This is a genomic window from Methanobrevibacter sp. (assembly GCF_017409525.1).
GTDB lineage: Archaea > Methanobacteriota > Methanobacteria > Methanobacteriales > Methanobacteriaceae > Methanocatella.
On sequence record NZ_JAFQSO010000011.1, the window covers coordinates 26,122 to 46,584 of the forward strand.

Consider the following 20,463-nt stretch of genomic DNA (forward strand, 5'->3'; position numbering starts at 1 on the left):
AAGAAAGATAAAATATATATAATAATATTTTTAATAAATATTTATTGTTAGACTTTAAATAAATGACTTAAATTTCTTTAATTTTAAGTGTTAGATTTAATTTTTCTGAATTTTAAGCCATTGTTTTTAGTAAATGATAATTATATTAATGTATTGCGAGTAGTTAAATGATAGAAAATAATATACGTGTACTTAGGCAAGCTGCAAAGGTTACATCAAATAATGATTTTAAGGTTGAAAAAAATTGGTGTGTTATTGCAGGCAATGTCGAGTTGGTGGATGAAATGGCTTATAAAGCTATACTGTCCAATGCAAACATTAAAATTCTGTTTCGAGAACACGTAATATTAAACGATGGTAAATTGGATAAAAAATTTGATTTTATCATGCTTTATGGTAATTCTATAATTATCAATGATTTCAAGAATGATGCTAAAAAATATGGTGGAGCATATGTTCGGATACCTCGTAACTATTTATCCGATGAAAATAATTTGATGGTGTTTGTTGGACCGGATGATGTGATTAGGCGAGCTTTATCCACTATTATCAAATCAAAAATTCAATTTAAAATTCTTCAAAAATCTCAAACTACTAGTTTCATTGATATCGATATAAATAATGAAGTTAGATTACCAAATTTCATCAAATCTGCTTTAAAACCATTCTACAATGCAAATGAAGTTGTTTTAACAACTCTCATCATATCGGTTAAGGATGATGCAAATGTTGAGAAGGTTCAAAGCATAGCTACATCTAATAGAATATTCGTTATAGATTTTAAAGACATTGTAACGGAGGACTAACCATGAATATTTTTGGAAAAGACGAGGAAGTACCACAAGTTGATAATGTAAGAGTTATCAGCAATAGTTTAGGAATTGATTTAGGAACTTTAAATACAGTAATTGCAAAACCTTCAGGTGACAAATTTGATTTATATCAAATCCCATCTGTCGTTGCTGTGAAAAAAGATGACCCGTCAGAGGTCTTAGCTGTTGGAGAAGAAGCTAAAAGAATGCTTGGAAGAACTCCTGAGGACATTCTTGCTGTAAGGCCATTGAAAAAAGGTGTTATTGAGAATGTTGTACAAGCGCAAGCTTTACTTATTAAAGCAATGCAGATTGGTATTAATGAAGGGGAAAGTGTTGGAAGAATTGTTATTGGTATTCCTGGTGATGCATCAGAAGTAGAAAAGAATGCTGCTGAAGAAATTGGTAGGAAAGCTGGAGCTCAAAATATATTGGTCATTAGTGAAGGTTTGGCTGCTGCAATTGGTGCCGGTTTACCTATTGCTGAACCTAACGGTACAATGGTCGTTGATATTGGTGCAGGATCAACTGATATTGTAATAATTTCTCTTGGAGGCATTAACGATATTGAAACTGTCAGATGTGGTGGTGACGATATTGATAATAGGATTGTTGAGCTTGTAGCCGAAAAATATGATGTAGCAATCGGTATTCATGATGCGGAATCTGCAAAAATTGAAGTTGGTATGGTCCATTGCAGTGAACAAATTGAAAACTTAAGTGTTGAAGTTATTGGTAAGTCTTTAGAAACAAACAGGCCTAAAAAAGTGGTTATTGACTCCATGTTAGTTGCTGATGCTGTAGAACCTTACATGCAGAAGATTGTAGACGGTTTAAATGTGATTTTGGAAAGATTATCTCCAGAATTGATGATGGGTGTTTACAATAATTCTGTTGCAGTTGGGGGAAGTTCAAGACTCCGTGGTTTAAAAGAAAGGGTTTTCGATGAAATAGGAATTCCTATAGAAATTTCTGATGATCCAATGACTGTAGTAGCAAAAGGAACTGCTATTGTAGCTGCAGAACCTCTTGCATTAGAGCCAGAAGTCCGTCTTAGGGCAATGAAATAAATAAATTCTTATTTATTTCTCTTTTTTTTTATTTGATTTTTATGGATATTTTAGGTATTGATGAAGCGGGTAGAGGGTCTGTTCTAGGTCCTATGGTTATTGCAGGTGTTGTTGTACCTGAAAAAATGGAAAAAGTTTTAGAACGCATGGGAGTTAAGGATTCTAAAAGATTAACTCCAAACAGACGTACTATCTTATCTAGAAAGCTTAAAAAGATGTTTGATTATGAAATTGTTGTAATTTCTGCTCGTGAAATAGATGAAATGAGGGCTGAAGGCATCAATCTCAATGAAATTGAGAAAAATGCAATGGAATCCATTTTATTAAAAATGAATCCAGAAAAAGCTATTGTTGATGCCGTGGATGTTAAGGCAGAGCGTTTTCAAGATAATCTTCGCAATGACACTGGAATCAATGTCGTGGCGGAACACAAGGCTGATGATAAATATATTGAAGTTAGTGCGGCATCCATAATTGCTAAAGCTGAAAGAGATAATCAAATTTCTCAATTAAATAAAGATTTTATTAAATTGGGAGGAATTGGTTCTGGATATCCTTCAGATCCAAAAACAAAAGAATTTTTAACTAATTATACTTATGAAGAAATGCCGGACTTTGTAAGAAGGTCTTGGGCAACTGTTGCCAAAATGAAATAATTTTCCACTTTTTTTAAATAATATTTAAGTATATGAAATAATAAATTTAATCTTATAAAATTTTCGATATAATAAGATATAGAGGGTAAAAATGGTTGTTGAATTTTTTACTTCATTTTTAGATAATATTGTTGACATTTTTAGTCAAGGAGGAATTATAACTTATATAATTCTTTTCATTGGTATTTATGGTCTTATCATTGCAATAAGAAAAATTGCTTATTTAAGAAGAATTAGTAAAGTTGACACCACTGAAATATTTGGTGTTGTTACGGCTTCTATGGAAAGAGGAGGCGCTGTTGAAGCATTAAAGCAGATTAATAACTTTAAAAATCCTATTTCTAAGATTATTTCTGAAACTTTAAAAATTGGTTATAAGAATAAAACTGAAGTTGAAGAAAGTATGGAGCAAATTTTCATTGTAGAAGTAGCAAAAATGACAAAAGGATTAAGCACAATTAAGACTATTACTGAGCTTGCTCCTTTTTTAGGTTTAATAGGTACTGTTATTGGTATTTGGATGACATTCAAGTCATTGGGCGTTAATCCCGATTCTGCAGCTATGGCAGAAGGAATTTATGTAGCTTTAACAACAACAATTATGGGACTTTTAGTGGCGATTATTCTATTACCTATTTATACATATATTCAAGGACTTATCGAAGCTGAAATGGATAAAATTGAGCTTGCTACAAAAATGACTAATTGGGGATTCGCTGTAGTAAAAGTTAGAGTTGATTCTAATGTGGAATGCGCACTTGAAGCTCTTCAGAATGCAGAGGGTGTTGTTAACACAAGACTAATTTCCGATCCTTATGCTAATATTAAAGTGTCGTTTAAACCGAGCATGCTGGATAAGAGTATCGCGAATATTATTTTAGAGAAATGTAATGTTAATGCTGAAATTACTGAAAGTAAACTAAAACAATAGGTGATTTGATGGCTATTGATGTAAGAGCTTATAAGAAGAAAGTTTTAAATCAAAAACCAAGTATCAATTTAGTTCCTTTTATTGATATTCTTTTCACAATTTTGATTTTTTTAGTAGTTACTAGTAATTTTTCAGCTACTGATGTTCAAGCTGATGACTCTGATGTTGTTAATGATGCAACAGGAAAACCAAATGTCACTGATGTTTCTGGTGATCAAGAATACTATATTGTGCCTGTAGCTAATTTACATAAAGTTACAGTCAATGGGGTTGATAAATCAGACTTGATATCGAATAACGCAATTGGTGTTCATGCAAAAGTTATGGATGAAGGACAGATATCTATTAAGCCGGGAGAAATAGACATTACCACTCCAGAGGGATTCTCTCCGGATGAGGCTGTTCGTCGTCCGAATACATAAAGTGGGGAATGAAAGTGTATACAGGCAGAATTTTATCAACAGGGATGAATAAAGATGGTAAACCTTTTGTAGCATATCGTGTTTCAAGCAGGTCATTTCCGAATAGGCAATGTTTAGAATTTGAAACTCGTGCAGCGGTTGTTCCAAAAGAAGGTTATGTGAATGATATTTTTGAGAATCCGTATATTACCTACAATTCCATTCGTATTGTAGATGATGTGGCTATCGTGTCTAATGGTTCTCAAACTGATGTTATAGCGGATAAGATAGCTGTAGGAATGAATATTAGGGATGCGATGGCATATTCATTACTTACTATGGATTATGAAAAAGATGATTATAATACTCCTAGGATTGCGGCTGCTATCACATCAACCGATAAGGAAGACGAATATGGCTGTTATATTGGAATTGTAAACGATAAGAAGTTGCTAGTTGAGGAAGTTCCATTTGGGGATGCGGCATTTATTTCAACATATGGAAGTCAAGTGCCGGATTTAGTTGACTTTGAAGCAAAAACTGCCGCTGAATCTGCTAAGTTTATTTTTGATGAAGGCACTTTTGCTGATTATGAAAAGCCAGTAACTTCATGTGCTGCTGTTTTTGATGGAGAATGGACTATTGATGTCTATAATCCATAATTTTTTTATTTTTTTAATTTTTTAGATGATATTATGACAATTGAATTGATAGGGTTAGAGAATATTCCCCTTGTTGATGAGAAGGACGATATTTCTGTGATTATTAAGGATGCAATTAATAAGCAGGGATGTTCTATTAATCATGGGGATATTATTTTAATAGCAGAAACTTTAATTTCAAAAGCTGAAGGCAATTTTATTAAATTAAATGAGTTAACCCCTTCAGATGAAGCATTGGATTTGGCAAAAAGATCTAATAAAGATCCGAACCTTGTTGAAGCCATCATACAGCAATCCAACGAAATTGTTGAAGTCGGCCCTAGTTTTATCATTACTGAAACTAAGCAGGGTTTTGTTTGTGCAAATGCTGGAATTGACGAATCAAATGTTGGTGAAGGTTTGGCTACTCCTATGCCAGTAAATGCTGATAAATCCGCTTTTGAAATTCGTGAATTTTTGGAAAACGAATTTGGCGAAGAAATTGCAGTAATAATTACTGATACTCAAGGAAGGGCATTTAGATTTGGGGCTATAGGCACTTCAATTGGTTGTTCTGGCATTTCTCCTCTTTGGAAAAGAGTAGGTGAAAAGGATTTATACGGGCGTGAACTCGAAACAACTGAAATCGCAACTGCTGATGAACTAGCGGCTGCCGCATCATTGATTATGGGGCAAGCCGATGAAGGCCTTCCTGTGGTTATTATTAGGGGATTTGGCAATTTCGATGATTTGAGAAATGTCGATTCAGATATCTCTCCTTTACTAATGCCAAAAGAATTTGATGTATTTAGAAAATAGGTGTATTCATGATTGCTGTCTTATCTGGAGGAACTGGAACTCCAAAATTGTTGCAAGGTTTAAAAGAAGTAATTGACCCCAGTGAATTGACAATTGTTGTAAACACGTTGGAGAATGATTATTTTGCAGGCGTTTATGTATCTGCAGATATCGACACTGTTTTATACACGATGGCTGATTTGATTAATGATGAATTGTGGTACGGTATTAAAGATGATACTTTCATCACTCATGAACAGCTTGAGGATATTGGATGTCCTGAATTATTAAGAATTGGCGATAAGGATCGCGCTACAAAAATTCAGAAAACATTGCTGATGGAAAAATATGATTTGGCAAAGGCATGTGAGATTCAAGCGAAGAATATGGGGCTAACATGCAGGGTCATTCCAATGAGTAATGAAAATTCTGATATTAAAATTATCACGGATATTGGAGAGTTGGAATTTCATGATTTTTTAATTAAACACCAATCCCAACCTGAAGTTTTGGACGTTAAATTCTCTAAAGTGGCTCCTGTAGAGGATATCATAGATGTTATTAATAATTCTGATGCGGTCATTATCGGACCATCCAATCCAATCACTTCAATTTTACCGATCATATCCTTAGAAGGCATCATAGAAGCTTTAAAAAATACTCATGTGATTGCAGTATCACCGATTATTGGTTCTGGAGCCGTATCCGGTCCTGCAAGCAAATTCATGAAGGCCCTTGATGTTGATGTTTCTGCTGTGGGTGTTGCATCATTGTATAATGAATTTTTAAATACAATGGTAATCGATACAAAAGACGATGATAAAAAAATTGAGGTAAATCAAATAGTTAATAAGGTAATAGTTACAAATACAATAATGAATAATTTAGATGCTAAAAAAAATTTGGCTAAAATTATTATTGAAAATATTCCTTAATATTTAATAGGCGGTTATTCAATGATACAAATGACTTTAATACAAATTGACAACTATGGTCCTTGGACTGTTACTCCAAGACCGAGAACTGAATCCGATTTACAAATGCTACAAGCAAGTTTATTTGCTGATTTAAATAATCATTTTGGAAATAAAAAAGGTTTAGTTTTCTTTACAAGATTCGATAACTTGCTTGCAATATCAAATGGTCTTGATGAAGAAGATCATTTAAGAATTCAGAGGTCTATTAGGAACAGGTATCCTATCACTATAAGTATGGGTGTAGGTGCCGCTGAAACTCCTCATGAAGCTCAAAAATTAGCTACTATTGCGCTTCAAAATGCAGGTAGTGCTCAATCTGGTGAAAGAAAGGAAATCTTGGCTATTGATAGTTTAGTTAGTGAAGAAGATAGTTTTGTTCAAGCAGCTCATATTGATATTAATAGTGTTACTGAAACTTTAACTGATATAGAATCTGCATTTGACACTAGTTTCATGGTTAATAAGGCTCAACATTACTTGATGACAAAATTAATTAAAAAAGGAGCATTATTGTTCTTCATAGGTGGAGATAATTTCATGTCTCCATGTAATGGTTTGAGCGAACAGGAAATTGAAGACATCATGGTAGAAATAGATAATGAAATTGGCATTAAACTTAAAGCAGGTATCGGAAGAGGAAAAAACGCTGAAGATGCAGCTTATATGGCGGATATAGGTCTGGAAGAAATCCGCGCTCATAATAATGAAATGTGGACTTGGGTAATTGAAAAAGAATATTGAGGAATATCATGCTTAAAGTAGTGGCACCTATGGCAGGGATAACCGATGCCAAATTTTTAAATAAGGTTATTCCTTTTGGTTTTAATGTTGCTACTTTGGGAGGATATAGTTTAGATGCTCCAACGATTGAAGCAAGCGAAAAAATTATCCAAAGAGGTAGAAAAGAATTTGTTTTTCCATTAAATGAAACATTTGCTCATATAGAAAACGAGATTGCTTCAATTAAAAATGTTCACAGTAATGTGAAGGTCTCAGTAAATGTGAGGTCAACGACTCCACAGCCAATAATCGATATTGGGAATATTGAAAATTTAGACATTGTTGAAATTAATTGCCATTGCCGTCAGGAAGAGATTTTAAATATTGGTTGCGGACAGGAAATGTTAAAAAGACCAGATTTAGGAGATTTTATTTCACAAGTTGTTGATAATGTTGCTTGTGAGGTTTCAGTTAAGATTCGGGCAAATGTTGATGGTATAGATACTTTAAAAATAGCTCGTCTGATTGAGCAGGCGGGTGCAGATTATTTGCATATTGATGCCATGAAAAAAGGTGTCTTCGATGCTGATTATAATCTTTTAGAGAATATATGTAATAATGTTCAAATTAAAGTTATAGGAAATAATTCTGTTAATAATGAAGCTAATGCTCAAAAAATGATTGAAACTGGTGTTAATGGATTTTCAATAGCTCGAGGAGTTATTTCTGGAAATTTAGGTTTCAATATTTCTGATTTTTAAGATTTTTAAAACAATTGTTATTAGAAAACATTATTAATGGTTTAAAATAAAAATTATTTCAATAGGTGATTTCATGGATTTTATAACTCTTAAGAATATTACAAAAAGTTTCGATGATGTCAATGTTCTTAAAGATATTAATTTAAAGATTAGCGAAGGGGAAACTTTAGGTATTTTAGGACGTAGTGGAAGTGGAAAATCTGTTTTAATCAATATGCTCAGAGGTACATTAGATTACAAACCTGATGGCGGTCAAATATTGGTTAATGTTGCTGTTTGCCCGGAATGTTTGGCTGTAGACTCTCCATCTCATGATGGTGAAAAATGTAGTTGCGGAGCAACTTTAGAAACAAGGGAAGTTGATTTCTTCAATTGTGAAAGAAAATTATTTGCAAGCATTAAAAGAAGAATTTCCATCATGCTACAACGTAATTTTGCATTATATGATGAAGAAACTGTAATCGAAAATGTCATGAGAGCAATGGGTGATGATAAGCAGTATGAAGAAAAGATTTACTTTGCTTTGGAATTATTGGAAATGGTTCAGATGAACCATAGGATTACTCACATTGCCCGTGATTTAAGTGGTGGGGAAAAACAAAGAGTGGTTCTTGCAAGACAATTGGCTAAAAATCCAATGATGTTTTTAGCAGATGAACCTACCGGTACTTTAGACCCTCAAACTGCTGTAAAACTCCATAATACTTTGAAAGAAGGCGTGAAAGATGAAGGAATCACCATGTTAATCACATCTCACTGGCCTGAAGTAATGGTTGAACTGGCAGATAATGTTATTTGGTTAGAAGACGGTCAAATTAAACAGGAAGGGGATCCTCATGAAGTCGTAGACAGTTTCATGGAAACTGTCCCAGTTCCTAAAAAGCCAGAAGTTCCTGAATTCGGCGAACCTGAAGTTGTTCTTGAAGATGTTAAAAAACATTATTATTCTATCGAACGTGGTGTTGTAAAAGCTGTGGATGGAGTAAGTTTAACCATCAATAAAGAGGAAATATTCGGTATTGTAGGTTTAAGCGGTTCTGGTAAAACAACCACTACCCGTATGTTAATGGGATTAACCGAGCCAAGTAGCGGTGATATTAAAATCAAACTTGGTGATGAATGGATTGACATGACTAAGGTAGGTCCTCTTAACCGTGGCCGTATCATGCCTTATATTGGTTTATTACACCAGGAATATTCATTATATCCTCACAGGACTATCCTAGGTAACTTGACTGATGCAATTAGTTTGAACTTACCTGCTGAATTTGGTAAGATTAAAGCTATTCATGCATTAACCACAGTAGGATTTACTGATGATATGGCAGTTAGCATTCTTGATAAATATCCTGACCAGCTAAGTGTTGGAGAAAAACATAGGGTTGCTCTTGCGCAGGTTTTAATTAAAGAACCTAATCTCATCGTGTTAGATGAGCCAACAGGTACTATGGATCCTGTTACTCGTGTTGTTGTAACAGATTCTATCTTAAAAGCGCGTGAAGAATTGGAGCAAACATTCATTATCATTTCTCACGACATGGACTTTGTTTTGGATGTCTGTGACAGGGCTGCTTTGATGAGGGGAGGCAAACTCCTAGACATAGGCACTCCTGAAGAAATAGTTGAAAAATTAACTGTAGATGAAAAAGAAGACATGCTTAAAAGAGAGTAGATAATTCTTCTTATTCATTTAATATTTTTTTTATCTTTTTCCAATCTGGACAATATTGGTCCATTAATTTTTTAAATTTTTTTCCATGATTAAATTCTATTAGATGACATAGTTCATGTATAATAACATATTCAAGACATATTGGGTCTTTTTTTGCCAAATTTAGATTTAATGTAATTTTTTTATCCTGATATCTGCAATTTCCCCAATTTTTCATATTTCTTATCTTTACTTCAGAAGGCGCTTTTCCAACAATTTTCATGCATTTTTCTAAAATAGGGGGAATTGCTATTTTCATTTGGCTTCTATAGAATTCGGTCAGAATCTGCTTTCTTTTCTCTATTGTACTTCTTTTTGGGACAGGTAAATATATTACGGATTTGTTTTCATCGGCGAATGCATTTTTTACAGCTTCATTTGAAATTAGTTGCATTTGATATTCTTTTCCCCACAGATAATGCTTTTCACCATTTTTATATTTTAGGGGACCTTGTATATTGTTATCCTGAATTAGCTTTTGTTTTTTCAAAATCCAATCTTTCCTTGCTTTGATGAAGTTTTCAATTTCTTCATCAGATACAAATGACGGCGCAGATACCCTAACCTCGCCGTCAGGCGGTAAAATGCGTATGTACATATTTTTGATATTTTTTCTGTGTAAGATGATGGCTATATTTTCAATAATTTTTGTTTCTTTTTTCATTATTAATATTACTATTTTTGAAGTTTATAAATTCCATATACAATAAAGATTATATATTCAGTGTTTCAATAAATTATATTATTATTTTATAATTATCAGTTTATTGTTAAATTTTTTATGGAGGTTCATAATGACTTGGGAAGATGCACCATCTCATATTTGTAGAGGGGGAGATGTAAGGGGACTTGCTTTTTGTTGTCCTCCAGTTAAACCATGTCCAGTATTAAATGCTTTACAGCAAGTTAATTTAACTCCACAGGAGTACATTGACATTAAGATTCAATTTGGAAAAGAAACTAGGTTAGGTGAAGGGGCAGGTACTTGTTTCGGTTCACTTATTTGGTGTTGTAAACCATCAAAGCCTTGTCCATTAAGAGACATGACATTAAGGAATATGGGAATGACTCATGATGATTATTTGGACTTGAAAAAGGAATTGTCCGAAAGGTTAGTTGGTGTTGAAAAACCTGATCCTGATGAAAGAGCAGAAGCGTTAGCTGAAACATTCCATGTCAGTAAACTTGAAGCCATGAATGTTTTAACTGAATGTAATAATGATTTGAGGGCTGCAGTAAAGGTTTTACATGCAAGATCTCTTGAAAATTCTGATTAAAATGGATTGGACTTCTATTTATTTAAATACTTCAAATTTAAATGTTTTTATTTTAGGCACTGGTGAAGTTGCAACAAGAAGGGCCAATAAATTTCTAGATCATGGTGCTGATGTTAAATTGGCGGGAAGTAGTTTGTCTGAAGATTTAGAACATAAGGGGGCTGTATTATGTTCCACTGATGATGTTGACGAACTTGTGGCATGGTCTGATTTGGTTGTTGTTGCCAGCGGTGATGAAGATTTGTCTGATTATGTTTGCGGGATTGCTCAAGACAAACTCGTTAACAGGGCGGACTTTCCACTAAAAGGGGATGTAATTGTTCCAACAAGTTTCAATATTGGAGAAATTGAAATATCTATTTTTACTAATGGCAAAAGTCCATTAATGGCTCGCCAATTACGGAAAAAAATTCAGTCAATAATCACGGAAGATGATATTTTAGAAATAGAACTTCAGGATTATGCACGTTCCATTTTAAAAGAGCGTGTTGATGATCAAAAGGATAGGAAGAAATGTCTTTATGAAATTTTTGAAGACGAGACCATTAATGAATTTATTAGAAATGGAGAAATTGATGAGGCAAAGACTCATATTGATAATTTGATAAGGGGATTACAGTGATACTTAATTTAAGAGTTGACCACAAGATTGCAGACATACACTCAATGGAAGCCATATCCAAAGACATTGATGATTTGTTCTGGCAATTGCAGGAAAAGTATTCCATTGGGGAATACATTGAAATTTCAACATGTAACAGAAAGGAATATTATATCAACAACGATTATATTGATGAGGATGATGAGTTGTTATCCCATGAAAATCAAAGCATAATAATTGAGTATGGTCAATCAGCCATCATGCATTTGCTGCGTATGGCTTCTGGTCTTGAATCAATGATTGTTGGTGAAGACCAGATTTTGGGCCAAGTTAAGGATGCAAAGCATGATGCCGTAAAAAATCATCATTGTGGGAAAACTCTTGATGCTGTTTTTACCAAGGCTGTTCATGTTGGCCAGGTTGTTAGAAACAAAACCAATATTAACAAGGGATCCGTTTCAATAGGTTCTGCTGCAATCGACCTTGCAGAAAAACACATGGGCTGTTTGGATGACAAATCAGTATTGGTAATAGGTGCTGGAAAGATGGGCAGATTGGTTGCCAAGGCACTTGCTGAGAAAGATTTAAATGCAATTTTTGTTGCAAATAGGACATATTATGTTGCTGTAAATCTTGCAAAGGATTTGGGCGGTGAAGCAATTCTTTTCAGTGAGCTGGAAGAGTATTTGGCTACTGCCGATTTGGTGATTAGTGCAACTAGCGCTCCCCATGCAATTATCACAAAAAATCGTCTTTTAGGTATTGATAGGGATTATGAAAGTTTAATGATTGTTGATATTGCCAATCCAAGGGACATTTCTGATGATGTCTGTGAGTTGGGTGTCAAATCTTTCAATATTGATGATTTAAGGGAAATTGCAGATGAAAATACCAACCTCAGAATTAAGGAATTTGGCGAAGCAGAAAATATCATAGATGAAGAGTTCATTTTACTTAAAGAATCCTTTAAAATAATGGAAGTTGATGAAATTCTTGGTAATTTAAGAGCATCTATGGAAGATATAAGGCGACGTGAAACAAAAAAAGCATCTTCTAAGTTGTCTGATGTAGATGGCAGTGCAAAAATTTTAGATAATCTCACAAATTCTATTGTCAATAAGATATTTTATGACATTTCAAAAAATGTCAAAACTGCTGCAAAAGATGATGATAAGGAGATTATTGATGCAGCAGAATATATTTTTAATTTTAAATAGGGAATGATGTTTTTTTATTCAAACATTCCTTTAACATCACTATTTTTAATTTTACTGGATTTGATGGCATATTCGATATTTTCCATCATGATGGTGTCGCTATCATTGGCTATTGCGTTGTGGAGTGAAGTTTTTAGAATCTTTTCTTTAATGTCCCTTCCGGACAGTCCTTTAGTTAGTTTTACAATTTTATTCAAATCCAAATCATAATCTAGGGGCATTGTTTTTAGATTATTTTCTAAAATAGCCAATCTTTCTTCATCATTTGGTAGTTTAAATTCAATTTCTTCCTCAAAACGACTTCTTACTGCATAGTCAAGTGAACTAGGATTGTTTGTTGCTCCAATGGTTATCACTGCATTATTGTCAACAATCCCATCCATTTCAGTTAATAGGGAGTTAACTATTTCTGATACATCTCCTCTTAATGATTGAAATGACCTGTCCAGTGCGATTGCATCAATCTCATCAATAAATATTATCGATGGGGAATTGTCACTTGCTTTTTTAAACAGATCATGAATTTTGGATGAACCGTCTCCGACATGTTCTCCTATTAATGATGTGGCTTTTATTAGATATAGTGGGACTTCAAGCTCATTTGCAAGTGCTTTTACAAGCATGGTTTTACCAGTGCCTGGAAGTCCGTAAAAAAGAATATTTTTTGGAGCCCATGGTCCGAATTTTTCAGGATTCTCCAAATATCTTGTTATGACCTTAACTTTATTTTTGGCATTGTCCTGCCCGACAATGTCTGAAAGGAGTAAGTCTGATTTGATTTTATTGCTGTCTTTTAATTTGTTTATTTCATCAGTTATGATTGTTATTTTAGTGTCTTCAGAAATTATTGAGTTGTTTGGCTTTGCAGTTATGATTTCAAAACCGTAATCAGGGATGATTTTTTGATCGAATAGATGGGATTTTTCCCGCACAACCAATCCTAGCCATTGCTCTCGAGCATATTCTTCAAACAATTCTTTATTTGTAATTTCTATATCATCTTCCATTAAATTAAATTCAAATGGATATCCTACGGGCTTTAAAACAACAAGATTTGCATATTCTTTATTTTCGCTTTCTTTAATATGTTGCTTTTGATTAGTTGGCTTCATTTCTTGTTTTTTGCTATCGTTTTTCAAATCATCACCTCCTTATTTTTCGCTAATTTTAACATTTTTCTTATTTGTTTTAATTATTTAAATAGTTGTTGAAAGTAATATATGTTTAAGTATGAGGTTAAATTTATGAGCTTTAGGTCAAGAAGAGTAATTTTCATAACACCATTCTATATGTTATTTGAATTTTTCTTACTCAAATATCTATTTTTGTTATTGGGTGGCATTAATGATGTTTATGTGGCAGTGATGGCGGTATTCATCGGTTCGCTGCATTTGGTGCCGATGTTTTTCGAAGCTAAAAAATCAAGAAGAATTACCAGATTCATATCTGCCGTTGATGGGGTGTGGATGTGGGCATCTTTAATGTTTCTAATAGATGTTTTGGTGTTGTATCTGCTTGGAAATTTCATTCACGTTTCAGCTGAAATAAATGCGATATTATTGGCTATTGTTCCAATTTTGGGAGTTTATAACTATTATAAGGCTCATAAATTGGTTGTGAATGAAAAAACATTAACATTGCCAAACTTGCCTCGCGATATCAATATCGTTCAATTTTCTGATGTTCATTTCGGATCTGTAAGGCATAAATCCATTATCCGCCAAGTTGTAGATAAATTAAAAGAAATTGAGGACACTTGCGAAATAGCCATCATTTCCGGAGATCTGGCAGATGGCTCTTCTGTTGTGGAGGAAGATGATTTTCTTGCATTTAAAGAAGTGGGCATCCCCGTTGTGTTCACGCCAGGAAATCATGATTTCTATATGGGCATTGAAAATGTTTTTAATGCATGCAGAAAAGCAGGCATCATTATTTTAGATAATGAAAGCATGGAATTTGAATGTTTAAACATTTTTGGTCTAAGATTTAGTTTTGATGACAGGTCCGTTCCAAAAATTGATGAAAGCCTTATCAAGCCGGGATTTGTAAATATCATTAATTATCATGTTCCGTATTATTGGGAGGAATTCTCATCTGCGGGTTTCGATATTCAATTGTCTGGCCATACCCATGGAGGCCAATTCTATCCTGCCGTAAATTTCACTGATATGCTATTTAAATATAATATGGGTCTTTTTAAGAATAATTTAGGCAAATATTTGCATGTTACAACTGGTGTAGGGTCAATGGATACTCCTATGAGGTGGGGTACGGATTCGGAACTGGTTGTTTTAAAATTGAGAAAAGAATAACTCGCAGGTAATTAAAGTTTATTTAGGAGAAATATTCATATATTTAATTGTATGACTATTGATAATCACAACCATTTTTGCATTTACTGTGGTGCTAGAATAATTGACAGCCAAAATTTCTGTACAAAATGCGGAAAACCAATTTATAAGAGCCCTAATGTCACTGTTAAAAAGGATCCTTCCAAATACGATTCAAAAATCAATGAGTTAGAAGAAGAATACGACGTTAAGCAAAGTAAAGCAAAAGAATTGGTCGAAAAACTGTTTAGTCCGGACCACATGGCTTATCAAAAGTTCATGTCATCAATCAACAAGTCCAATAATTTATTCAGCACTCAAGTAGGCATTGCAAGGAAGATGGCTGAATTGAGTGTGGAGGAAAATCCTTTCGTCGAAAAGGAGATTGAAAATAAAATCGCTACATTGAAATCTTTCATAGATAAGATTGAAGATTTGACTAATGAGCTGATAATTCATTTAAGTTCAAATAAAAAAGACAATGAGGATATTCAGCATTTATTTGATGATATGGATGATTTAATTAATTCTGTAAAAGATTACTAAACCATCTCTTCATATATCTCTTTCATTTTTAATGCATCAACATCCCTAAGTGGAGTTTCACAGATTATGTTCGCCTTCCAACCGTTATCAATAAGATTGGCCAACAAATCTCTAATATTTGGGCCATATTCGTCACTTTCATCAAGAGTATGGTGTTTTACCTCTCCATGATTGCCATATTCGATTGTTGTGAAGTGGCAGTGAAGAATATCAATATCTAGTTTGTCTTCTAGTGTTGAAAAAATGCAATTGTAATCGTCCTTTTTTGTTAAAAAGCCTCTTCCTCTTGCGTGGACATGGGCAAAATCAACTGTAGGTTCAAAATGATCAAATGATGAGCATAATTCCACAATTTCTCCAATATTTCCTTGTTGGGTTCTTTTGCCGGTGGTTTCTGGGGCAAATGTAAACTCTTCAATGCCTTCTGATTCCAATTCTTCAAATAATCTATTGACGGTATTTTTGGATATCTCCATGGCTTTTTCAGGTTTCCTGTTTAAGTAAGCTCCCGGATGAAACACTAATCGGTAAGCTCCGATCCACTCACCTGCTCGTGCCATTGAAATCAAATGCCCTAGGCTCTTTTCAATTTTTTCCTCTTCCTTGGCACATAAATTAATGTAATATGGGCCGTGCATTGAAATTAAAACATCATGCTTTTCTGATTCTTTTTTCAATGTTGTAGCTGAACTTTCACCAATCCTGACTCCGTAGGGGGATTGGTATTCATAAGAGTCAAGTCCTTCTTCACGAATGTATTTTGGAGCCTTATATGCTGCACCCTTATAATCGATAGGGCTGCCAGCAGGTCCAAAAAGTACTTTATGCTTCATTTAAATCAGTAAAAAAATAGTAAAAAAAGAGGGAATTTAGTATATTCCCATAGCTTCGTTTGTTTTTGCAATTGATTTTTCGTTGTCACTTTCCATTTCTAGAAGTGCACGGATAGCATCAATGTTTTCTGGAATTACATCAGATTCCTGATGCACTGCTTGCATGTAGAATAATTCATTGTCCACAACATTGATAGATTCTCTCCAAACAGGAATTTCATATAAGTCATTTCTGTTTCTTCCGAGTTCTTTGGCATATTCCATTAACTCAGCAGTAGAACCTAAACCTTCTTCTGCAGAAACTACAATTACTCTGGAGCGTTTCTCTAATGCTTCAATTATTTCTTCGGTTTCAACATCATTGTTGATTTCAACCATGATATTGTGTTGGTGCATTAGGGTAGTAGGCACGAGCAATGCCATGGTGGTCACGTCGATGCCTTTCATCACGGTTTTCACGTCAGGCCCGTGGTGGGAAGGTACTTTTGGAGGATTTGGAACAATTGCATTAATTGGTCCTTTCTTGATTTCGGATGGGTCTGATCCTCTTCTTACCATTACTGCTCTGACTTTTTTGATGTCTGCAATTGGGTCAATTGTAGATAATGTACGGGTTAATCCTGTGGTGTTACAGGAGACTACTCTAGTGTAGTCTGCACCATAGGAGTCATCATAGTTACCAAAAGCATTAAATGAAAGACCTGTTAGCTCGTGGTCTTCTCCACCTTGATAAATTGCTTTTACTCCAGCTTTTTTATACATTTCAAGGTTTTGCGGTCCGATACTTCCAGGAGTACAGTCAACAACGACATCAGCTTCCTGAATCATGTCTTCAACAGTACCGGCTATTTCAATTCCGGCGTCTTTGAATAATTGTTCTCTTTCCGGAATTCCAATGTATAAAGGATAGCCCTTTTCTTCAACTGCAGTTCTTGCTTCGTAGTTTGGTCTAGTTTTACTTACGCCAATAACTTTCATATCATCTTGAGCGGCCACTGCATCAGCCACTCTTTTACCGATGGTTCCATAACCATTAATTGCAACAGTTTTCATTTTAATCCCTTTTTTGTTTATATAATTAATATTATATGAAATTAGATTTGTTTTTTAACTTATTTAAAATTTGATATAATATTCCAGATAGGGGGGATTTGTTTTGTTTGAATCATGGTGATTTATTTAAATGTTTGATTTATTCCATGATTTGAATGTAAATCGTTAATGTTATTTTGGATAATAATTAAATGAATATTATGAACTATAAAGTTGAGGGAAATGGTGAGGCCTTGATTTTCATCCATGGGCTTTCGGATAGTCTATTATATTGGGAAGTTCTAGCGAGCAATCTTAAAATGAATTATCAAGTTATAAGAGTTGATTTAAGAGGGCATGGCGAGTCTGAATTAGGAAATGATGAGATAACTATTGAGTTGTATGCAAAAGATTTGGCCAATCTTTTAAATGAGTTAAATGTTGGTAAAGTTAACCTAATTGGTTTTTCTTTAGGTGGAGCAATTGCGCTTGATTTTGCAATCACATATCCTGAAAAAGTGGCATCTCTTGTGCTCATGTCCTGCTTTTCAAAAATTGACAACCATTTGGCAGCTGTTTTCAATGAATTTAAAAATGCATTGAATAGCAGTTTTGAAGATTTTTATGATTTGATTTTACCTATGGTATTATGTCCGGAGGTCATTGATGATAATTATGATGATTTGAAGTTTTTAAAGCATTTAGCTTCACAAACTGCTAATGTTCAAGCTTATATCAAAGCTATTGATGCCTCTTTGGATTTTGATGTAGGAGATAAGCTGTCAAAAATTGATGTTCCTGCATTGATTTTGGCAGGTGAATATGATGAAATAACTCCTGTATCTATTCAAAAGGATATTTGTGCAAAAATAGGAAATTCAAAAATGATTGTTCTTGATGATGTGAAACATAATTTGCTGGTTGGGAAAAATAATGGGAAAATATTAAATATTTTAATCGAGTTTTTAAAAATAAAAGGTAAGTAGAAAATCTATTCTACTTTAAATCCTGCTTCTTCAACAGCATCATTGATGTCTGTATCACTTACATCGCTAGACATTGTAATTGTGGTAATTCCAGAATCTAAATCTGCTTTAGCATCTTCAATACCATCAACATCTTTTAAACATAATTCTACAGCATTAACACATGATGGGCAGTGCATGCCCACTACTTTAATTTCTTTTTCGGCCATAATAAATCACCTTATCATCGATAGTTAATATTTTACTTTTGTTTTATTTAAAGTTTTATTGACACCCAATTTCTTTGATTGTTTGGAGTCTTTTTTTGAAATATTGTATCGCACTAATGTTGAAGAATATAGGATGACAGCAATTGATCCGATATTGTGGATTAAAGCTCCTTCAATAGGGTTTAAGATTCCTAGAATAGCTAATGCCATGGCTATTATATTCAATGTTAATGCAAAGGCGATTCCTATATTTATGATGCGAACTGTTCTTTTTGCAACTTTAATCAAATGGGGGATGCTGCCTATGTCATCGTTGATTAATGCGATATTTGCGGCTTCAACACTAATGTCGCTGCCGATGTCTCCCATTGCTATTCCCACATTGGCTCTTCTTAAAGATGGGGCATCATTTATGCCGTCTCCAATCATTCCAACTTTATGCTTGAGCATCTGCTCTTCTTTGATATAGTTGGTTTTGTCTTCAGGCAAGCAGTTGTATCTGACATTTCTAATTTTTGCTTGATTTGCGACGAATTCTGCTGTCTTTTCATTGTCTCCTGTAAGCAATGTTGTTTTTATTCTTAGGCGTTTTAGACCGGTTATTGTTTGTTTTGCATTTTCGCGTAATGTATCTGCAAGATGCACTTCTCCAATATTCGCCCCGTCTTTTGCCACATATATTGCAATTTCCCCGTTTTGTGGTTCTTTGCTATTGTTTAATGTAATATTTTCTGATTTTAAGAATTTTTCATTTCCTGCTATTATTTTTGAACCGTTTACTGTTCCGCTAACTCCTTTTCCAATATGCATTTTAAAGTCGCTCACTTTGGCTAAATCATCATTGCCATAAAATTCCATTATGGCTTTCGCTAGGGGATGTTCTGATTTTGATTCCAGTGATGTGAGCAGATGCATCATCTCTTTGGGGTTATCTGAGATGACATTAACGACTTCTGGTGTTCCATGTGTCAATGTTCCTGTTTTGTCGAACACTAATTCATCTACATGCGCCAATTCTTCTAATGATTCTCCATCTTTAACGAGAATTCCATATTTGGTCAGGTTTCCAATTGCGGCCATTATTGCAGTTGGTGTTGCCAGAACCAGTGCACATGGACAGAACACTACTAATATTGTAACTGATCTTGTTATTTCAAATGTAAATAAATATGTCAATACCGCAGCAGTAAAGGCTATTACAACAATCATTGTGGCCCATTTATCTGCGGTTCTGACAATTTTTGCATTCTCTGGTTTGGAGGATTCAACCAATCCTATTAGTTTTTGAAGAGAACTCTCTTGGCTGATTTTTGTTGTTGTCATCATAAATGATCCATAAAGATTGATTGTTCCACTATATACCTCATCATCAACGGTTTTATCTACTGGCATTGATTCTCCTGTAAGTGTAGATTGGTCAATAGATGTTTCGCCATCAACTATGATGCCGTCTGTTGGTATGCTTTCTCCAGGAAGCACTTTTAAGATATCTGCGACTTGTACTTTTTCGACATGTATTCTTTCTTCTATATTGTTTTTAATTCTTGTTGCAATTTGTGGGGTCATTTTCACAAGTTCTTCAATTCTGCCTTGTGTTTTTGATACAGTATATTTTTCTAGAAATCCTCCGATAGCCATGATAGTTGCGATTTCTCCTGCTGCAAATACCTCTCCAATTATTATGGATGCGATAATGGCAATTGAAACAAGTAAATCTGCTTTAATATCAAATTCATTTATTAATCCTTCTGCACATTCCTTAAATATTGGTATTCCACAAAGTATAACTGCAATCCATGAAATTGAATCGAGTGTGAGGATAGAACTGCAGATTATACTTATTGTGGAAACGATTATAAGCATGATGTCTATCTTTTGATTTTTTGTAAGGTTCATTTTTATCAACCCCAATAGTATAGATATACCCCATAGGGTATAAAGTTATTTTAAAAAA

23 protein-coding genes are annotated in these 20,463 nt (G+C 34.0%); 17 read left to right on the top strand and 6 right to left on the bottom strand.

The window, feature by feature from the left end:
• The first annotated feature begins 167 nt into the window (after nucleotides 1–167).
• The 11 genes from IJE64_RS05130 (at nucleotide 168) to atwA (ending at nucleotide 9,439) form a co-directional block, all read left to right on the top strand.
• Entirely contained in the window at nucleotides 168–806 is a 639-nt protein-coding gene (locus tag IJE64_RS05130; protein WP_292782972.1) for a hypothetical protein, read from the top strand.
• A gap of 2 nt (nucleotides 807–808) precedes the next feature.
• Nucleotides 809–1,882, top strand: a complete 1,074-nt coding sequence (locus tag IJE64_RS05135) for a rod shape-determining protein (protein ID WP_292782975.1) — start codon at nucleotides 809–811, stop codon at nucleotides 1,880–1,882.
• A 41-nt stretch (nucleotides 1,883–1,923) separates the two neighbouring features.
• Nucleotides 1,924–2,538, top strand: a complete 615-nt coding sequence (gene rnhB, locus IJE64_RS05140; protein WP_292782978.1) for a ribonuclease HII — start codon at nucleotides 1,924–1,926, stop codon at nucleotides 2,536–2,538.
• 91 nt (nucleotides 2,539–2,629) lie between these two features.
• Nucleotides 2,630–3,469 (top strand): MotA/TolQ/ExbB proton channel family protein, encoded by an 840-nt coding sequence (locus tag IJE64_RS05145; protein WP_292782980.1) that lies wholly within the window; start codon nucleotides 2,630–2,632, stop codon nucleotides 3,467–3,469.
• 8 nt (nucleotides 3,470–3,477) lie between these two features.
• Nucleotides 3,478–3,891: a biopolymer transporter ExbD gene (locus IJE64_RS05150; RefSeq protein ID WP_292782982.1), complete on the top strand. Its 414-nt coding sequence runs from the start codon at nucleotides 3,478–3,480 to the stop codon at nucleotides 3,889–3,891.
• A 14-nt stretch (nucleotides 3,892–3,905) separates the two neighbouring features.
• On the top strand, nucleotides 3,906–4,532 hold the full coding sequence (locus IJE64_RS05155) for an IMP cyclohydrolase (protein WP_292783265.1): 627 nt from the start codon (nucleotides 3,906–3,908) through the stop codon (nucleotides 4,530–4,532).
• A 33-nt stretch (nucleotides 4,533–4,565) separates the two neighbouring features.
• Nucleotides 4,566–5,330 carry a coenzyme F420-0:L-glutamate ligase gene (locus IJE64_RS05160; RefSeq protein WP_292782985.1) on the top strand — a complete coding sequence of 255 codons (765 nt, stop codon included), beginning with the start codon at nucleotides 4,566–4,568 and terminating at the stop codon, nucleotides 5,328–5,330.
• Nucleotides 5,331–5,338: 8 nt separating this feature from the next.
• Nucleotides 5,339–6,244, top strand: coding sequence for a 2-phospho-L-lactate transferase (gene cofD / locus IJE64_RS05165; protein WP_292782988.1), 906 nt, complete (start codon nucleotides 5,339–5,341; stop codon nucleotides 6,242–6,244).
• Between the two features lie 21 nt (nucleotides 6,245–6,265).
• Nucleotides 6,266–7,027: a GTP cyclohydrolase III gene (locus tag IJE64_RS05170; protein WP_292782990.1), complete on the top strand. Its 762-nt coding sequence runs from the start codon at nucleotides 6,266–6,268 to the stop codon at nucleotides 7,025–7,027.
• Nucleotides 7,028–7,056: 29 nt separating this feature from the next.
• The gene (locus tag IJE64_RS05175) at nucleotides 7,057–7,767 is read left to right on the top strand and encodes a tRNA-dihydrouridine synthase (RefSeq protein WP_342764996.1); all 711 of its coding nucleotides are present in this window, start codon (nucleotides 7,057–7,059) and stop codon (nucleotides 7,765–7,767) included.
• A gap of 73 nt (nucleotides 7,768–7,840) precedes the next feature.
• On the top strand, nucleotides 7,841–9,439 hold the full coding sequence (gene atwA, locus IJE64_RS05180; RefSeq protein ID WP_292782994.1) for a methyl coenzyme M reductase system, component A2: 1,599 nt from the start codon (nucleotides 7,841–7,843) through the stop codon (nucleotides 9,437–9,439).
• 10 nt (nucleotides 9,440–9,449) lie between these two features.
• Here the strand turns inward: atwA and IJE64_RS05185 are convergent, their stop codons facing one another.
• Nucleotides 9,450–10,142: a M48 family metallopeptidase gene (locus IJE64_RS05185; protein ID WP_292782997.1), complete on the bottom strand. Its 693-nt coding sequence runs from the start codon at nucleotides 10,140–10,142 to the stop codon at nucleotides 9,450–9,452.
• 130 nt (nucleotides 10,143–10,272) lie between these two features.
• Here IJE64_RS05185 and IJE64_RS05190 point away from each other — a divergent pair, with 130 nt between their 5' ends.
• From IJE64_RS05190 to hemA, 3 genes are read left to right on the top strand one after another with little or no spacing between them, the layout of a single operon-like run.
• Entirely contained in the window at nucleotides 10,273–10,755 is a 483-nt protein-coding gene (locus IJE64_RS05190; RefSeq protein ID WP_292783000.1) for a methanogenesis marker 9 domain-containing protein, read from the top strand.
• Between the two features lies 1 nt (nucleotide 10,756).
• Nucleotides 10,757–11,377 (top strand): bifunctional precorrin-2 dehydrogenase/sirohydrochlorin ferrochelatase, encoded by a 621-nt coding sequence (locus IJE64_RS05195; RefSeq protein ID WP_342764997.1) that lies wholly within the window; start codon nucleotides 10,757–10,759, stop codon nucleotides 11,375–11,377.
• On the top strand, nucleotides 11,374–12,573 hold the full coding sequence (gene hemA / locus IJE64_RS05200; RefSeq protein ID WP_292783005.1) for a glutamyl-tRNA reductase: 1,200 nt from the start codon (nucleotides 11,374–11,376) through the stop codon (nucleotides 12,571–12,573). Before IJE64_RS05195 ends, hemA begins: the two co-directional genes overlap by 4 nt.
• A gap of 14 nt (nucleotides 12,574–12,587) precedes the next feature.
• Here hemA and IJE64_RS05205 read toward each other — a convergent pair whose 3' ends face one another.
• Complete coding sequence (locus IJE64_RS05205) at nucleotides 12,588–13,712, bottom strand: AAA family ATPase (protein WP_292783008.1); 1,125 nt, start codon at nucleotides 13,710–13,712, stop codon at nucleotides 12,588–12,590.
• A 105-nt stretch (nucleotides 13,713–13,817) separates the two neighbouring features.
• Here IJE64_RS05205 and IJE64_RS05210 point away from each other — a divergent pair, with 105 nt between their 5' ends.
• On the top strand, nucleotides 13,818–14,885 hold the full coding sequence (locus tag IJE64_RS05210) for a metallophosphoesterase (protein WP_292783010.1): 1,068 nt from the start codon (nucleotides 13,818–13,820) through the stop codon (nucleotides 14,883–14,885).
• Nucleotides 14,886–14,936: 51 nt separating this feature from the next.
• Nucleotides 14,937–15,449, top strand: a complete 513-nt coding sequence (locus IJE64_RS05215) for a zinc ribbon domain-containing protein (RefSeq protein ID WP_292783013.1) — start codon at nucleotides 14,937–14,939, stop codon at nucleotides 15,447–15,449.
• Here the strand turns inward: IJE64_RS05215 and IJE64_RS05220 are convergent.
• Both IJE64_RS05220 and IJE64_RS05225 read right to left on the bottom strand, forming a co-directional pair.
• Nucleotides 15,446–16,282 (bottom strand): TIM barrel protein, encoded by an 837-nt coding sequence (locus tag IJE64_RS05220; protein WP_292783016.1) that lies wholly within the window; start codon nucleotides 16,280–16,282, stop codon nucleotides 15,446–15,448. The two genes, IJE64_RS05215 and IJE64_RS05220, sit on opposite strands and share 4 nt — an antisense overlap.
• Before the next feature lie 36 nt (nucleotides 16,283–16,318).
• Nucleotides 16,319–17,335, bottom strand: coding sequence for a phosphorylating glyceraldehyde-3-phosphate dehydrogenase (locus tag IJE64_RS05225; protein ID WP_292783019.1), 1,017 nt, complete (start codon nucleotides 17,333–17,335; stop codon nucleotides 16,319–16,321).
• Between the two features lie 200 nt (nucleotides 17,336–17,535).
• On the opposite strand from IJE64_RS05225, the gene IJE64_RS05230 reads away from it, so the two are divergent.
• Entirely contained in the window at nucleotides 17,536–18,300 is a 765-nt protein-coding gene (locus IJE64_RS05230; RefSeq protein WP_292783022.1) for an alpha/beta fold hydrolase, read from the top strand.
• A 5-nt stretch (nucleotides 18,301–18,305) separates the two neighbouring features.
• Here IJE64_RS05230 and IJE64_RS05235 read toward each other — a convergent pair whose 3' ends face one another.
• Both IJE64_RS05235 and IJE64_RS05240 read right to left on the bottom strand, forming a co-directional pair.
• Nucleotides 18,306–18,509: a heavy-metal-associated domain-containing protein gene (locus tag IJE64_RS05235; RefSeq protein ID WP_292783026.1), complete on the bottom strand. Its 204-nt coding sequence runs from the start codon at nucleotides 18,507–18,509 to the stop codon at nucleotides 18,306–18,308.
• 24 nt (nucleotides 18,510–18,533) lie between these two features.
• The gene (locus tag IJE64_RS05240) at nucleotides 18,534–20,405 is read right to left on the bottom strand and encodes a cation-translocating P-type ATPase (RefSeq protein ID WP_292783029.1); all 1,872 of its coding nucleotides are present in this window, start codon (nucleotides 20,403–20,405) and stop codon (nucleotides 18,534–18,536) included.
• Between the last annotated feature and the right edge of the window lie 58 nt (nucleotides 20,406–20,463).

What these genes read in the sequence shown, in the direction of transcription:
- IJE64_RS05170 (WP_292782990.1), top strand. Translation starts at nt 6,266, where the DNA reads ATGATACAAATGACTTTAATACAAATTGACAACTATGGTCCTTGGACT.
- IJE64_RS05185 (WP_292782997.1), bottom strand. Translation starts at nt 10,142, where the DNA reads ATGAAAAAAGAAACAAAAATTATTGAAAATATAGCCATCATCTTACAC.
- IJE64_RS05175 (WP_342764996.1), top strand. Translation starts at nt 7,057, where the DNA reads ATGGCAGGGATAACCGATGCCAAATTTTTAAATAAGGTTATTCCTTTT.
- cofD (WP_292782988.1), top strand. Translation starts at nt 5,339, where the DNA reads ATGATTGCTGTCTTATCTGGAGGAACTGGAACTCCAAAATTGTTGCAA.
- IJE64_RS05220 (WP_292783016.1), bottom strand. Translation starts at nt 16,282, where the DNA reads ATGAAGCATAAAGTACTTTTTGGACCTGCTGGCAGCCCTATCGATTAT.
- IJE64_RS05135 (WP_292782975.1), top strand. Translation starts at nt 809, where the DNA reads ATGAATATTTTTGGAAAAGACGAGGAAGTACCACAAGTTGATAATGTA.
- IJE64_RS05240 (WP_292783029.1), bottom strand. Translation starts at nt 20,405, where the DNA reads ATGAACCTTACAAAAAATCAAAAGATAGACATCATGCTTATAATCGTT.
- rnhB (WP_292782978.1), top strand. Translation starts at nt 1,924, where the DNA reads ATGGATATTTTAGGTATTGATGAAGCGGGTAGAGGGTCTGTTCTAGGT.
- IJE64_RS05215 (WP_292783013.1), top strand. Translation starts at nt 14,937, where the DNA reads ATGACTATTGATAATCACAACCATTTTTGCATTTACTGTGGTGCTAGA.
- atwA (WP_292782994.1), top strand. Translation starts at nt 7,841, where the DNA reads ATGGATTTTATAACTCTTAAGAATATTACAAAAAGTTTCGATGATGTC.
- IJE64_RS05210 (WP_292783010.1), top strand. Translation starts at nt 13,818, where the DNA reads ATGAGCTTTAGGTCAAGAAGAGTAATTTTCATAACACCATTCTATATG.
- IJE64_RS05195 (WP_342764997.1), top strand. Translation starts at nt 10,757, where the DNA reads ATGGATTGGACTTCTATTTATTTAAATACTTCAAATTTAAATGTTTTT.
- IJE64_RS05145 (WP_292782980.1), top strand. Translation starts at nt 2,630, where the DNA reads ATGGTTGTTGAATTTTTTACTTCATTTTTAGATAATATTGTTGACATT.
- IJE64_RS05230 (WP_292783022.1), top strand. Translation starts at nt 17,536, where the DNA reads ATGAACTATAAAGTTGAGGGAAATGGTGAGGCCTTGATTTTCATCCAT.
- IJE64_RS05130 (WP_292782972.1), top strand. Translation starts at nt 168, where the DNA reads ATGATAGAAAATAATATACGTGTACTTAGGCAAGCTGCAAAGGTTACA.
- IJE64_RS05150 (WP_292782982.1), top strand. Translation starts at nt 3,478, where the DNA reads ATGGCTATTGATGTAAGAGCTTATAAGAAGAAAGTTTTAAATCAAAAA.
- IJE64_RS05190 (WP_292783000.1), top strand. Translation starts at nt 10,273, where the DNA reads ATGACTTGGGAAGATGCACCATCTCATATTTGTAGAGGGGGAGATGTA.
- IJE64_RS05235 (WP_292783026.1), bottom strand. Translation starts at nt 18,509, where the DNA reads ATGGCCGAAAAAGAAATTAAAGTAGTGGGCATGCACTGCCCATCATGT.
- IJE64_RS05225 (WP_292783019.1), bottom strand. Translation starts at nt 17,335, where the DNA reads ATGAAAACTGTTGCAATTAATGGTTATGGAACCATCGGTAAAAGAGTG.
- IJE64_RS05160 (WP_292782985.1), top strand. Translation starts at nt 4,566, where the DNA reads ATGACAATTGAATTGATAGGGTTAGAGAATATTCCCCTTGTTGATGAG.